Raw genomic sequence first — 13,328 nt, 5'->3', positions numbered from 1 at the left:
CATTTAATTATTATGGCACAGGATCGTGCCCATGTTTCCCCCAGGGATGACAGCGACCTATCCTTTTTAACGTAAGCCAGCCCCCTTTGAAAGGCCCATGCTTTTTGATAGCTTCAATTCCGTACTGCGAACAGGTTGGTGTAAAACGACAACTAGCACCCAGTAATGGTGATAATAACCATTGATATAGCCTAATTATAGCTAAAAAAAGCCATGCTATAACCTCTTTAATTACTTTCATCAGTAGAAAAACTTAAAATTAGCTTTTTAAAAGCAGCAGCAAGCTTCTTATCAAAAAACAGGTAATCATGATGTTCTTTGCCAACAAACTGGATAGAAAGTAATAGTAATTGATTGGGATCGCTCAGTGCAGGATATAAACCAGATGATTTATGCAGACGATAAGCTTCGCGAATTCTGCGCTTGATGAGATTTCTATCATGCGCACGTCTAAACCTCTTCTTTGAGACGTTAATTACCACCTGTGCAGGAAAAGTATGTTTACCTGATACAAATAAGTAAGATAACCGAAAAGGATACAATAAAAAAGAAGAACCGTTCTTAAACAGCAGGTCTAATGACTTTCTGCTACATAACCGTTCTTCTTTAGTAAATTTTTTCATGTTTCTGATTGCAATATTGCAGACAAGATCTGCTAACACTTAACGTGCTGCAATCAAAATTATGCTTTGTGACGACGTTCGTCAGAAACTGATAATTTCTTTCTTCCTTTTGCACGACGAGAAGCTAATACTCTTCTACCGTTTGCTGTAGCCATTCTTTCGCGGAAGCCGTGTTTGTTTCTTCTCTTTCTTTGCGAAGGTTGGAATGTTCTTTTCATAACTGTATTATATCTTAACTATTTTTTTAAAATCAGAGGTGCAAATATAGTCCCATTTTTTATTAAATGCAAATACATTCAGCATCAGTTTTATATTTTATATACCTAAAGCTGTTTTTAGTCGTGCATATCCACTTTTACTAACTGGAAGCCAGATATTTGACTTTAATAAAACAACATAACTATCTTTTTCTTTCAATTCTATTTTTGACACCTGCCCCAAATTAATGATATAAGAACGGTGAATTCTTATAAACTGTGAGCTATCCAGTGTCCGTTCAAAAAAACCCATGGTTTTATTCTTGAAGAAAACACCTTCGGTACTACTTAATTTAACGTGGTCATCGTCTGCTTCCAGGTAATGTATATCAGCCACCGGGATAATCTTAATCACGCCATTGGTCTTAACCACTACCCTGTTCTGTTGTGCCGGGTTCACTGCTACAGATTCCAGCAAATCGGCTGTAATCTCATTCTGTTTTAATTTAGCAGGCAGTTTTTTTATAGCCTGGTCAAATCGGTCTTCTTCTATTGGTTTGAGCAGATAATCGACCGCATTGACTTCAAAAGCCTTGATTGCGTATTCATCAAAAGCGGTTGTAAATATTACAACCGGAGCTTCATCTACCAGTTCCAGCATCTCAAAACCATTAATTTTTGGCATCTGTATATCTAAGAATATGAAGTCAGGCCGAAACTGCGTAATTGCCTTCAAGCCTTCAAAACCATCACTACATTCTGCTACTACTTCAATATCAGGATATTTATTAAGATAATGTTTTACAATATCCCTTGCTAAAGGCTCATCATCAATGAGTATGGTTCTTATCATATATTTGTGGAATTTTAAGCGTCGTTGAATAAATATTAGTTTCCGATGAAGAGGTTTGCAGTAAATTACTGTCCGCAAAAAGCAAATATAACCTTCTTCTTATTGCCGTCAAACCGAATCCGGTTCCTTCTGCACTTTTCATTTCAGGATCGTAAGGATTACTCACTGCTAAAACCAATACCCCCTGCTCTACCCTTACGGCTACCGAAATCAGGATTGTACCTGAGGTATTATACAGACCGAATTTTATTGCATTTTCTACAATTGGCTGAAGTAACGTTCCAGGGAGGCATAAATCCAGCGCCTCATCTGCTATTTCGACCGCAATATTAAGGCGGTGGCTGAATCTTACTTTTTCAATATCCAGGTATAGCTGGATATACTCCATCTCTTCAGCAACACTGACCCAAACTTCATCATCTCGTTTTAAAGTACCACGTAGAAATGAGGCCAGTTTGGTAATCATAATCCCCGCTTCTTTTGGGTTTACAATAGTTAATGCATAAACAGAATTAAGGCTGTTAAATAAAAAATGGGGTTGCAACTGATGCCTCAATTTATTCAGCTCTGCTTCCTTAGCCAGGTTCTGGGCAGTGAACAAACGTTCCTGGGTTTCAGATTGTTCTTCAAGTCTATACCACAATACGTTTGCGAGACCGCACCATGCTAAAAAAACAAATAAAACTATAAATCTGAATGGAAGGGAAAAACTCAGAAAGCTGAGGTATGTCTGATTAAATATGATACTGCTTAAAAAAAAATTGCTGATCAGTGAGACCGATACAGCGAGGGTAATGGCAAGGATAATTACAAAGAGAACAATATCATTTTTGGGCTTATAAAACTTCAGCACCATACTGATCACAAGACAGCTGAGGGCAAGTAAGGCATTAGTGATTAAACTATCTCCTGTAGAGATGATCCAATTAAAATTCAATGTATAATGGAAGAGCAAAATAAACGCTGCTACCCACGACAAAAACAGCATTGCTGCTGCTTTCTGTATTTTTCTGCTGAGGAGAGGATTACTAGTCACGATAATTAGATTAATAGTTTGTTATATTCAATCCGCCAAATAAAGCTAATCCTTTTATCTTAATAATTTTACGCTCCTGGCCAGCAAGGGGAAGAATTTTTCGTTTATCGTCTACACCACCAAAGATAGAGGTAACTTCAGACTTAACTTCCCAGCTGGGTGGAACGATTATTTTTGCACCGCCAAAAATAGCCACTACATCCAGAATCACGGTGTCCCTAAAGTCTGCATTTGTCAGGTCTAATTCACATCCTCCAAAAACGGCCACCATATCTGCACCCTTAAAGTTCTTAGAAAATACGTTATGTTTACTCCCACCAAAAATATCAACGGTCTCTACATAGTCGACGCCAGATATATCCTCCTCTTCTACCGGATTTTCATCAGTTATATTGAAAGCTGCAGTTTTTTTTTTCCATTGATCGCCAGCTATTCTTTTAGGTTTAAGGATGAGAAACAGGCCCAACGCAATAAATGCTATTGGAAAATAAAATCTGGCCAAATTGAAATCCGTGATATCCTGTAAAGTAAAATAACCACCGATCAGTACCATGATTAACCATGCTTTACCTGTAAAATTTCTTTTTGCACCAATGATGAGACCGATAACGATCAGTAGTGTATGCCAGCTAAATAACCAATGAGGCATTTTAATTCCAAAATTGCTTAAAAGAAATACTACACCAATTACCAGAACAATGATACCACCCAACATTCTGCTAGAGTGGTTTTCTGAGTTTTTATAAGTTTTCATTTGAAATTGTATTATGTTTTTACGTATTATTTTCTAATCAAATGTAGTGCGCAGATTAAGATGAATCCAGAGTGCATATCCGCACAGTGGTAAAACATCGGTGAATTGACTTTTTTAACCGGTAAATAAATCCGGATAAGCGATTTAGCTTAATCATATATTATCCGTTAATTTGAGCTATGAAATACATTATCCTACTCTTAACCATAAATGCCATATCATTATGCTCATTTGCACAGGATAGCAGTGAGCAGGCGTACAAAATTTATGATGTTAAAAATCAAAAAACAATTCAGCTGGATGCGCTGATTAAGGATATAAAAACTACCGATGTGTTAATCTTCGGAGAGGAACACAATGATTCTGCAGGACACGTATTAGAATTGGAAATTCTTAAAAGAGCAGCCCAGGTATATCCTGGTACAGCTTTGTCTATGGAAATGTTTACTACAGATGTGCAGCCCGTAATCAACGAATATTTACTTCATCTTATTTCAGAAAAAAACTTCATTAAGGAAAGCAGGGCATGGAATAATTATAACGACTACAAACCCTTAATAGCTTTTGCAAAAGAGAACCAATTAAATGTAATTGCTGCGAATGCAGCAGTAAGGTATAGCAATGCGGTAACCTACGGAGGTCTGGAAGTCTTGACAAAGTTTCCTGCGATGTCAAAAGTATTCTTTCCACCATTGCCTGTAGATACAGCTACCGGAAGATATCATGAAAAATTTGTACAGACTTTGGGAGGGCATGATATGGGCAATATGAAGATTTATCAGACGCAAAACTTTTGGGATGCAACAATGGCATGGTCAATTGCCGCCCATCTCAAAAAGAATCCCAGAAAAAAGATCTTTCAGGTCAATGGAAGATTTCATAGTGATGAAAAGCTAGGGATCATGATGCAGTTAAAAAAATATGCACCAGGCATCAGGGCCACCAATATATCCTGCTTTCCATCGGCAGATTTTATTCATCCTGACTGGAAGAAATATTCCGGGTTAGCTGATTATATTATCATCAGTCCCGAAATTAAAAAACAGGGGACATGAAAATACATATCCCCTTAAAAATATGTTTATAAACTTCTTGCTTTTAGCAAATCTCTGATCTCCCCTAATAAAACTTCTTCTTTAGTAGGTGCCGGTGCGGCTTTAGGTGCTTCTTCCTGCTTACGCTTTATAGAATTGATAGCTTTTACCATTAGAAAAATAATAAAAGCAAGAATAATAAAATTGATAACCTCAGTTGCAAAATTCCCCCAGGCAAATACCGGCCCGGCTTTTCTCGCATCTTCAAGAGAAGCATTGGGATTAGCTGCAACAAATTCCTGAACCTTTGAATTTAATGGAATGTAAAAATTTGCAAAACCCTTATCGCCAATCAATAAGCTAATTGGAGGCATAATCAAATCATTCACCATGGAGGTAACAATCTTACCAAATGCACCTCCTATAATTACACCGACAGCAAGGTCGATGACATTGCCTTTCATGGCAAATTCCTTAAATTCTTTAATAAAACTCATAACTGTTTTTTTAATAATCGCTCAATACGAGTTTAAAATTATAAACTTTATTGGGAAATGAGGCCTTTTGTTGTAAAAAAACCTATCAATTGCAATAATAGCATAAGTCTATAGTTTATATCTAAACCAAATGCTTATTTTTGAAACGGGTCTAAATACCTTTTCTACAGAACATGCTTAAACAACATTTACAACAAAAGTTACTTCAAAAATTATCACCGCAGCAAATTCAATTTATTAAATTGCTGCAAGTCCCTACCGTTTCCTTAGATACACGCATAAAAGAAGAATTAGAAGAAAACCCAGCTCTTGAAGATCCAAGTCTAATGATCGCTGAGGAACCTAAGAGTGAATACGACGATTTGAATGAAACGCCAGAAGACTTTGATGCCGGATCGAAAGAAGAAAGCACAGATGAATTTAATGTTGACGACTATTTACAGGACGACAATACAAACGACTACAGCACTTCATACAACAATAATGACGACGATGAGGAGAAAAAAGAAACTCCCATTGCTATCGAAAGTACCTTTTTCGAAAGCTTACAGGAGCAACTTGACCTTGTGCCGCTGTCTGATCAGGACTTTATTATTGGAAAACAAATCATCGGAAGTCTTGATGATGACGGATATTTAAGAAGGCCTATCACTTCAATGATAGACGACCTTGCTTTTTCACAAAATATAATGGTGGAAGAAGAGGATGTACTGGAGATGCTGAAAGTGATTCAAAGTTTCGACCCTCCGGGCATTGCAGCCCGCGATTTACAGGAATGCCTGACCTTGCAATTAAGAAGAAAAGATCCCAACAACCTTATCATACAGAAAGCGATCACAATAGTTGAAAACTATCTGGATGAGTTTACAAGGAAACATTATGACAAACTGGAAAAATCACTAGGATTAAACAGTGAGGATCTTAAAGAAATTATTGCAGAGATTCTACGTCTTAATCCTAAACCAGGTGACTCTAACCAGGTAACTACCAAACAGCTACAAGTTATCCCTGATTTTCATGTCAGCAATAATGACTCAGTATTAATACTGACGCTGAATTCAAAAAATGCACCTGAATTAAGAGTAAGCCGTTCTTATATCGACATGTTTGAACATTATGATAAAGCGGCGCAAAAGGACAAAAAATTAAAAGAAGCTGTTCAGTTTGTTAAACAGAAACTTGACTCAGCCAAATGGTTTATAGATGCAATTAAACAGAGACAGCAAACATTACTCAAAACAATGAATGCTATTATGCAGTATCAGTATGAGTATTTGCTTACAGGTGATGAAAGAAAAATGCGTCCGATGATCCTGAAAGATATTGCTGATAAAATAGATATGGATATTTCGACAGTATCCAGGGTAGCTAATTCAAAATATGTACAAACTGAATTTGGTACTTTCCTGCTTAAATCTTTTTTCTCTGAAGCTATTCAAACTGAGAGTGGTGAAGAGGTTTCCAACAAAGAGGTGAAAAAGATTCTTGAAGACTGTATTGGGAATGAAGATAAGCGCAAACCGCTTGCAGACGAGAAGTTAACTGAGATTTTAAAGGAGCAGGGTTATAACATAGCACGCAGAACTGTAGCCAAATACAGAGAGCAAATGAATATCCCTGTGGCAAGGTTACGTAAAGAATTGTAGCGCTTAATGTAGATTTAACAATAGCTGAGCATAGATAGAATGCAAATGGCCTTTTAAGGAACATTTGCATTTTTCGTTTTTAAGAGAGCAGGTTTTGCCTCAGCAAAAACTCCAGCTGCTTATTTGCGATAATCAGCGCTTCTGTCAGTTCTTTATTTTCTTTTCTCAAAGAGTAGATTTCAAAAGCTTTTTCGATATTAATCCTCAAGTCTTCGTCCATCCACGGTTTTTGAATATATTTATAAACCTGGCCCTTATTGATCGCATCGATAACAGCATTGATATCGGCATAGCCAGTAAGAAGTATCCGGATAGGATCAGGAAAATCGGGAATGATAGACTCCAAAAATTCTATCCCGGTAGTTACAGGCATCCTTTGATCGGTAATGATCACGTGAATAAGTTCACTCTCTAATATCTTTCTTCCCTCCACCGCAGATTCTGCTGTAAAAATGTTGAATTTCCTTCTAAAGCCAGCTTTAAAAGAATTTAGATTGTGAACTTCATCATCCACATAAAGAACATTGATTGAGGTGTCGGAATTCATTCGTAAGTATTGGATTTTTTTGTTAAATATATTGCTTTTATAAATTCTAAAAAACTAATTTCGGATAAAAATTACTTCAAGATAATACATTGACCAATTTATATAACAGCTCAGCACGAAATAAATATGGATAAAATATATTCTAGCACTACCTCGCCAGATAAGTCGATGATTTACAGACCAGTATTCTTTAGGCTCAGCAACAAGAGTGACGAGAGATCATTAAACGATTTACTAGATAATAATCCAGATATTGTTGTTTATGATACCATTCCAGGTCAGCTATCTGAGCTTATTAAACTAAGTAATCCGACCAGAAGGTTATCAAAAGAAGAATCTGCCTTGCTGGTTACTGCACATATCAATGGGGATATAAAAAAATATGGTGTTTGGGTATACTTTCCCTGGTCTGCAAAATTGGTGCATACACTCGATGAGCAGGAATTTATCAAAGTAAGGACAAACCGGAATATTTACAAGGTATCTCCGGAGGATATTGAAACGCTAAAGACCAAAAAAATTGGAATTATCGGACTTTCTGTTGGTCAGAGTATCGCACTGACACTGGCGATGGAGCGTACATGCGGAGAATTAAGGCTTGCGGATTTCGACGAAATAGAGCTAAGTAACATGAACCGGATCAGGGTCAATATACAAGACCTGGGCCTAAATAAGTCCATTACTGCGGCAAGGCAAATTGCAGAGCTTGATCCCTTTATTAATGTAGTATGTTATCCGGATGGAATAACTAACGAAAACATTGATGATTTCTTTACACTCGGTGGGAAACTGGACGTTCTTGTTGAAGAATGTGATGGTATAGATATTAAAGTCTTAAGCCGTATCAAAGCAAAAGAGTTAGGTATACCTGTGGTAATGGATACCAATGACAAGGGAATGCTGGATGTAGAAAGGTTTGATCTTGAACCAGAAAGACATATTTTTCATGGCACAGTGAATGAACTGGAAGAACTAAGTCCTACTGAATTAAAGAGTAAACTAAACAGCCTGACTATACCTGAAAAAGTAGAATACCTGTATAAAATTGTTGGATTTGAAAACTTAACGGAAACAATGAAAAAGTCATTTGCAGAAATGAACAAATCAATTGTTGGCTGGCCCCAGTTGGCTTCGGCTGTAACGCTGGGAGGTGCTATGGTTACAGATGTAAGTCGCAAGATTTTGCTAAATCAGTTTACTGAATCAGGACGTTATTTTGTGGATTTTGATGAATTGTTTACACATAAGTTCAACACGATCAATAATTCAAAAGGAGAAAATGCTACACATTAGAACATTCAGAGCTCCTGATGATCCGGAAGCCTGTTCAAAATTTATAACCGGGCACAAAAGATTGCTTGAAATATATGGGATTACTCAAATCACATCAAATACTCAGGAATGGGTAAATGACTATAATACAACTGTTATTCTTGTAGAGGATAAAGATACTAAAGTTGTATACGGAGGTGCGAGAGTGCAGGTGGTTACCGGCCAGTATGAACTCCCTATAGAAATTGCTATTGGAAAATATGATCCAAAAATATATGACATGGTTAAAGCAGATCAGCATACCGGCGGAACCTGCGAAGTGTGTGGTCTATGGAACTCACGAGAGGTAGCAGGTATGGGGATAGGCAGCTTTATTTTGGCCAGGATTGGGGTGACCATTACTTCTCAACTTCCTGTAGCCACTTCTTATGTACTTGCTGCACCAAGTACCGTCAAGATGGCAACAAGAATCGGTTACGTTCTGGAGAAATCTCTGGGTAATGACGGCCTTTTCTACTATCCCAAAGAGGATCTTGTTGCTACTGCCATGCGTTTTGGAGATATAAATGATTTGAGCACCGCAACTGAAACTGAAAGATCAAAAATCTTATCTTTAAGAGCAAATCCAAGTCAGACAAATGAAGAGATCGGTCCAAAGGGAACATATCCGGTTGAATACAATATAAAGATCCCAAATCTATAAAATGAATATTAAGAAAGTATTATCTGTACTATTTCTTCTAATCGCGGTCATTACCCTCCAGTTATCTGCGAAAGACAGTGGGGAAATTGTTTATAGTAAACCTAATCAGTTATTACAGGTTGATCATGGGATATCAATTTTTGTAGATAATTCCGGGAAACTATCATTTAATAACATTCTTAACCAGAAATTTGAGCTTTCCACTGACAAAGTTCCTAATCTGGGCATCACAGAATCGACCATTTGGGTGAAACTCAATATTGTCAATCGCTCAGGTATAGAAAAATTGTTTTTGATGGTAGAACAGCCAGCTATTGACAGAGTTGAATTACATAGCAGGGATATTAGCGGGAACTGGCAGACGGTTAGCCTTGGGGAATATAAAAAATACAGCGAGCGGATCATCAATAATCCAAATTATGTTTTTCCTGTAGATGCTCCCGTTAATCAATCTACCATACTTTACTTAAGTATAAGCTCAAAGGATCAGATTCAATTACCGATATTATTGGGTACTGAACAGTCAATTTTAGATGAGAACCTGATTCAGAATTTGTTTTTCGGCATGTACGCAGGTATCATTCTCATCATGATATTGTACAATCTGTTCGTCGCATTTACCGTCCGGGATTCCAGTTATATTTATTATATCATTTATATCCTCTTCGTAGGTCTCACGCAGTTCACTTTTCAGGGTTTAGCCTTTCGGTTTTTATGGCCGGATAGTATTTGGATGGCCAACTACAGTTCCATATTAGTACCATTCTTTTCTGGTGTATCAACATTGATCTTTGTAAAGAAGTTTTTGCAGACCAAAAAATATACGCCTAAATTCGATAAGGGTATAGATGCGATGCTTGTTATTTACTGCATTGCATGTTTAATAGGTATGTTGGAAAAATATTCGATATCCATTACTCTGCTACAGATCTCTGCATTATCCGGTGCTGTATTTCTTTGGATCCTCGGATTTCAGGTCAACAGACAAGGTTACCGCCCGGCAGTGTTTTTCCTTATAGGGTATACCATATTTCTTATTTCAGTAGTCATTTTTGTACTGAGGAACTTTAACGTGCTTCCATATAATGGAATGACCTCTTACGTCTTAGAAATCGGATCGGTGATTCAAATTACCTTGCTCTCATTTGCATTGGCTGATAAAATCAACTTTTTCAGAAATGAAAATGAAATTGCACAGAAACAGGCACTGGAAATTTCAAAAGAAAACGAAAGATTGATCAGGGAGCAAAATATCCAGTTGGAAATTGAAGTAAGTAAGAGAACAGAAGAATTACAAAACTCAAATACCACGTTGAATTTTACGCTTAAAGAGCTAAAAGAAGCACAATCACAATTGGTAGATGCAGAAAAAATGGCTGGCCTTGGACAATTAACTGCCGGGATAGCACATGAAATTAATAACCCTATAAATTTTGTCACATCAAACATAAAACCACTCGAACTGGATATCAATGATCTGTATGATGTAATTCAGAAATATGAAGAGATGGATCTTGATCAGGATATTCATGCACAGGTAGCTATCGTTGAAAAGTTCAAACGGGAAATAGACATTGATTTTATTAAAACAGAAATTAATTCATTGCTTTCCGGAATTGGAGAAGGTGCAAAAAGAACCGCAGAAATCATACGCAGTTTAAAAAACTTCAGCAGGCTTGATGAAAGTGACACCAAACCGGTAAACTTGAATGAAGGACTGGAATCTACACTTGTACTTTTGAGAAGTAATATTCCTGCCTATATCACGGTTGTAAAGGATCTGAAGCCCATACCCCTGGTAGAATGTCTGCCGGGAAAAATAAATCAGATATTCATGAACCTCATTACCAATGGGATTCATGCTATAAAAACTAAACCTGAGCATCGTCAGGAGGAACAACTAATGATCTCCACCTGGCATGAAGGTGACAATGTAAAAATAAGTATAAAAGATAGCGGCACAGGCATGCCTGAAGAAATCAGACAGAAAATATTCGAACCCTTTTTCACTACAAAACAGGTAGGTGAAGGCACAGGTTTGGGACTATCTATCGTTTTCAGTATTATTGAAAAACATAAAGGACACATTGATGTTATTACAAAAGTGAATCTAGGTACAGAATTTATTATTACCTTGCCTGTAAACATACCATAATATGACTCGCTCGCCTGTTAAAGTCTTATATATTGACGATGAGGAGAATAATCTCATTGCATTTAAAGCAAGTTTTAGAAGACAATATGAAATATATACGGCTAATTCTGCAGCAGAAGGATTGAAAGTTCTTGAGAATTTACCAATTGAGGTGATAATTGCTGATCAGAAAATGCCGCAGACTACCGGCGTAGAGTTTTTCAAGAGTATTACAACAACTTTTCCTGACCCTGTCAGGATCCTCCTTACAGGTTATACTGATATATCTGCCCTTGCCGATGCAATTAATCATGGAGACATCTACCGATATATTACCAAACCGTGGAATGATCTTGAATTACACAATTCAATCAAAAATGCACATGATGCTTACAGATCAAAAATTGATCTGAGGAATAAAATCAAGGAGCTGGAAAAAACGAACGACGAACTAAACAGGTTCATTTACAGTATTTCCCATGAACTCCGTGCACCTCTGGTATCAGTTATAGGTATCGTGAATCTGGTAAAAATGGAAGGACTTTATCATTCCAGTGGCGAGTACTGGGAATTGATAGAATCCTGCTCCAGTAAGCTGGATTACTACATACAGAAAACGCTGCAATATTATAAGAACAATAAAAATGTTACCGATAAGTCTGAGATTGATTTCAAGCACTTGGTAAATGAAATTATAGAGTTATATGCCTATAGTAATAAGGATACGACATTTAATATAAATATCAATCAGGCGCAAAAATTTATTGGAGATTCCTTTAGGATTGAAGTGATATTAGGTAATCTGATTTCAAATGCCATCAAATATCAAAAAACAAGTAATAAAGAGAAAACTGTAGAAATCTCCATTGAGGTCAATAAATTTTCAGCTGAAATATTGATTAAAGATAACGGACTCGGCATTCTAAACGAACACCTCGAAAAGATTTTCACGCAGTTTTTCAAAAGTAAAAATAACCAGGGCAGTGGCCTGGGACTATTTATTGTTAAAGAAGCACTAAATAAGATCAATGGAAAAATATCCGTTAGTTCCGATTTAGACTATGGTACCACTTTCAAAATTACTATTCCAAATGCCACTTAAACTCAAAAGGCCAATTAGAGTAATGCTCATTGATGATAATACCATCGATCTTAAAATCAATTCTAAGATTATCGGTATTACGAAGTTATTTGATGATATCATCTTATGCCAGTCTGGAGAAGAAGCAATTGCTTATTTTCTTGCCAATGAAAAAGACACTGAAAAATTACCACATCTGATCCTGCTTGACATTCAAATGCCAGAAATGGATGGCTTTGAATTTCTTGATAACTATAAGCTTTTACCAGAGGAATTAAAAGATAATACCCGGATTGCCATGCTTTCTTCTACGCTTGACTTTGGCGATATCCGCCGGGCTGAAGCAAATCCTTATGTGATCAAATTGCTGAAAAAACCACTATACCCTGCACAACTTCAGGCTGTTTTCACCACCTGTTTCATCGTAAAAGAATAACGGTCACCGCTGCAAAAACAGTTTAACAGCGTCTGGCATTATTAATGCCTTTATTTAAATGCATAGAGGCATTAAAACAACATGAATACAAGAAGAATTACATTTTTAATATTCTGCATAGCATTACTTTTCGCAAGTTGTAAAAAGGATTCGGGACTTGATCCTTTGTCTAATGTTGTATTCCCAAAAAATGGTGTGATCAGAGTGGAATGTGCTGACTGTGCATTAACTTACACCATATTAAAAGATAATTTTGCAGTTGATGTAAAGAATAGTGAAGATGTCAAATTCTCTTATGTGTCTGATTTTGAGCTTAAAACAAGCATTAATTCCAAAAAGAAACAAAATATAAGACTTGCAGTCTTTGATTCATACGGTCGCATGGTATCAAATGAACTGAGCTCGATTGAGCAGGGTGTCTCGAAAATTGATAGCTTTAATATAAAAGTTAACTAAACAGGCGAGTATTTCGATTCCCTTTCTCCTGTCTATTTTCCCTCCACGTTAGTGATCTT

At 36.7% G+C, this 13,328-nt stretch carries 16 protein-coding genes; 8 read left to right on the top strand and 8 right to left on the bottom strand.

All coding sequences use genetic code 11. The annotated features are described in order from the left end of the window. Positions 1-10 precede the first annotated feature (10 nt). From yidD to OQX62_RS23370, 6 genes are all read right to left on the bottom strand, one after another. Entirely contained in the window at positions 11-241 is a 231-nt protein-coding gene (gene yidD / locus OQX62_RS25130) for a membrane protein insertion efficiency factor YidD (RefSeq protein ID WP_265834091.1), read from the bottom strand. Next, entirely contained in the window at positions 228-623 is a 396-nt protein-coding gene (gene rnpA / locus OQX62_RS23390) for a ribonuclease P protein component (RefSeq protein WP_265834090.1), read from the bottom strand. The genes yidD and rnpA overlap by 14 nt, the downstream gene beginning before the upstream one ends. Positions 624-682: 59 nt before the next feature. Continuing rightward, positions 683-841 (bottom strand): 50S ribosomal protein L34, encoded by a 159-nt coding sequence (gene rpmH, locus OQX62_RS23385; RefSeq protein WP_008241331.1) that lies wholly within the window; start codon positions 839-841, stop codon positions 683-685. A 97-nt stretch (positions 842-938) separates the two neighbouring features. Further along, on the bottom strand, positions 939-1,673 hold the full coding sequence (locus tag OQX62_RS23380; protein ID WP_265834089.1) for a LytR/AlgR family response regulator transcription factor: 735 nt from the start codon (positions 1,671-1,673) through the stop codon (positions 939-941). Continuing rightward, entirely contained in the window at positions 1,651-2,709 is a 1,059-nt protein-coding gene (locus OQX62_RS23375) for a sensor histidine kinase (RefSeq protein WP_265834088.1), read from the bottom strand. Before OQX62_RS23375 ends, OQX62_RS23380 begins: the two co-directional genes overlap by 23 nt. Positions 2,710-2,719: 10 nt before the next feature. Then, on the bottom strand, positions 2,720-3,463 hold the full coding sequence (locus OQX62_RS23370) for a LiaF transmembrane domain-containing protein (protein WP_265834087.1): 744 nt from the start codon (positions 3,461-3,463) through the stop codon (positions 2,720-2,722). A gap of 179 nt (positions 3,464-3,642) precedes the next feature. Here OQX62_RS23370 and OQX62_RS23365 point away from each other — a divergent pair, with 179 nt between their 5' ends. Further along, positions 3,643-4,518, top strand: coding sequence for a ChaN family lipoprotein (locus tag OQX62_RS23365; RefSeq protein WP_265834086.1), 876 nt, complete (start codon positions 3,643-3,645; stop codon positions 4,516-4,518). A 26-nt stretch (positions 4,519-4,544) separates the two neighbouring features. On the opposite strand, the gene mscL is transcribed toward OQX62_RS23365, so the two are convergent. Continuing rightward, the gene (gene mscL / locus OQX62_RS23360) at positions 4,545-4,994 is read right to left on the bottom strand and encodes a large conductance mechanosensitive channel protein MscL (protein WP_265834085.1); all 450 of its coding nucleotides are present in this window, start codon (positions 4,992-4,994) and stop codon (positions 4,545-4,547) included. A gap of 173 nt (positions 4,995-5,167) precedes the next feature. Here mscL and rpoN point away from each other — a divergent pair, with 173 nt between their 5' ends. Further along, entirely contained in the window at positions 5,168-6,640 is a 1,473-nt protein-coding gene (rpoN, locus tag OQX62_RS23355; RefSeq protein ID WP_265834084.1) for an RNA polymerase factor sigma-54, read from the top strand. 79 nt (positions 6,641-6,719) lie between these two features. On the opposite strand, the gene OQX62_RS23350 is transcribed toward rpoN, so the two are convergent. Then, positions 6,720-7,187, bottom strand: coding sequence for a response regulator (locus tag OQX62_RS23350; protein ID WP_265834083.1), 468 nt, complete (start codon positions 7,185-7,187; stop codon positions 6,720-6,722). 126 nt (positions 7,188-7,313) lie between these two features. On the opposite strand from OQX62_RS23350, the gene OQX62_RS23345 reads away from it, so the two are divergent. The 6 genes from OQX62_RS23345 (at position 7,314) to OQX62_RS23320 (ending at position 13,269) form a co-directional block, all read left to right on the top strand. Next, positions 7,314-8,480: a ThiF family adenylyltransferase gene (locus tag OQX62_RS23345; protein WP_265834082.1), complete on the top strand. Its 1,167-nt coding sequence runs from the start codon at positions 7,314-7,316 to the stop codon at positions 8,478-8,480. Next, the gene (locus tag OQX62_RS23340) at positions 8,467-9,162 is read left to right on the top strand and encodes a hypothetical protein (protein WP_265834081.1); all 696 of its coding nucleotides are present in this window, start codon (positions 8,467-8,469) and stop codon (positions 9,160-9,162) included. Before OQX62_RS23345 ends, OQX62_RS23340 begins: the two co-directional genes overlap by 14 nt. A 1-nt stretch (position 9,163) precedes the next feature. Then, complete coding sequence (locus OQX62_RS23335) at positions 9,164-11,317, top strand: 7TM diverse intracellular signaling domain-containing protein (RefSeq protein ID WP_265834080.1); 2,154 nt, start codon at positions 9,164-9,166, stop codon at positions 11,315-11,317. Between the two features lies 1 nt (position 11,318). After that, positions 11,319-12,398, top strand: a complete 1,080-nt coding sequence (locus OQX62_RS23330; RefSeq protein ID WP_265834079.1) for a hybrid sensor histidine kinase/response regulator — start codon at positions 11,319-11,321, stop codon at positions 12,396-12,398. Beyond that, positions 12,388-12,813 (top strand): response regulator, encoded by a 426-nt coding sequence (locus OQX62_RS23325; protein WP_265834078.1) that lies wholly within the window; start codon positions 12,388-12,390, stop codon positions 12,811-12,813. The genes OQX62_RS23330 and OQX62_RS23325 overlap by 11 nt, the downstream gene beginning before the upstream one ends. Before the next feature lie 81 nt (positions 12,814-12,894). Then, positions 12,895-13,269, top strand: a complete 375-nt coding sequence (locus tag OQX62_RS23320) for a hypothetical protein (RefSeq protein ID WP_265834077.1) — start codon at positions 12,895-12,897, stop codon at positions 13,267-13,269. The last annotated feature ends 59 nt before the right edge of the window (positions 13,270-13,328 follow it).

It is taken from the genome of Pedobacter sp. MR2016-24, assembly GCF_026239655.1.
GTDB lineage: Bacteria > Bacteroidota > Bacteroidia > Sphingobacteriales > Sphingobacteriaceae > Pedobacter.
The sequence above is the reverse complement of the archived record's forward strand: the minus strand, read 5'-3'. Positions and strand labels throughout refer to the sequence as shown.

Bases quoted from the DNA above. Each gene is read 5' to 3' on its own strand.
- OQX62_RS23350 (WP_265834083.1), bottom strand. From the start codon at position 7,187: ATGAATTCCGACACCTCAATCAATGTTCTTTATGTGGATGATGAAGTT.
- OQX62_RS23320 (WP_265834077.1), top strand. From the start codon at position 12,895: ATGAATACAAGAAGAATTACATTTTTAATATTCTGCATAGCATTACTT.
- OQX62_RS23330 (WP_265834079.1), top strand. From the start codon at position 11,319: ATGACTCGCTCGCCTGTTAAAGTCTTATATATTGACGATGAGGAGAAT.
- OQX62_RS23370 (WP_265834087.1), bottom strand. From the start codon at position 3,463: ATGAAAACTTATAAAAACTCAGAAAACCACTCTAGCAGAATGTTGGGT.
- OQX62_RS23325 (WP_265834078.1), top strand. From the start codon at position 12,388: ATGCCACTTAAACTCAAAAGGCCAATTAGAGTAATGCTCATTGATGAT.
- mscL (WP_265834085.1), bottom strand. From the start codon at position 4,994: ATGAGTTTTATTAAAGAATTTAAGGAATTTGCCATGAAAGGCAATGTC.
- OQX62_RS23380 (WP_265834089.1), bottom strand. From the start codon at position 1,673: ATGATAAGAACCATACTCATTGATGATGAGCCTTTAGCAAGGGATATT.
- OQX62_RS23335 (WP_265834080.1), top strand. From the start codon at position 9,164: ATGAATATTAAGAAAGTATTATCTGTACTATTTCTTCTAATCGCGGTC.
- OQX62_RS23365 (WP_265834086.1), top strand. From the start codon at position 3,643: ATGAAATACATTATCCTACTCTTAACCATAAATGCCATATCATTATGC.
- yidD (WP_265834091.1), bottom strand. From the start codon at position 241: ATGAAAGTAATTAAAGAGGTTATAGCATGGCTTTTTTTAGCTATAATT.
- OQX62_RS23340 (WP_265834081.1), top strand. From the start codon at position 8,467: ATGCTACACATTAGAACATTCAGAGCTCCTGATGATCCGGAAGCCTGT.
- OQX62_RS23345 (WP_265834082.1), top strand. From the start codon at position 7,314: ATGGATAAAATATATTCTAGCACTACCTCGCCAGATAAGTCGATGATT.
- rpmH (WP_008241331.1), bottom strand. From the start codon at position 841: ATGAAAAGAACATTCCAACCTTCGCAAAGAAAGAGAAGAAACAAACAC.
- rnpA (WP_265834090.1), bottom strand. From the start codon at position 623: ATGAAAAAATTTACTAAAGAAGAACGGTTATGTAGCAGAAAGTCATTA.
- rpoN (WP_265834084.1), top strand. From the start codon at position 5,168: ATGCTTAAACAACATTTACAACAAAAGTTACTTCAAAAATTATCACCG.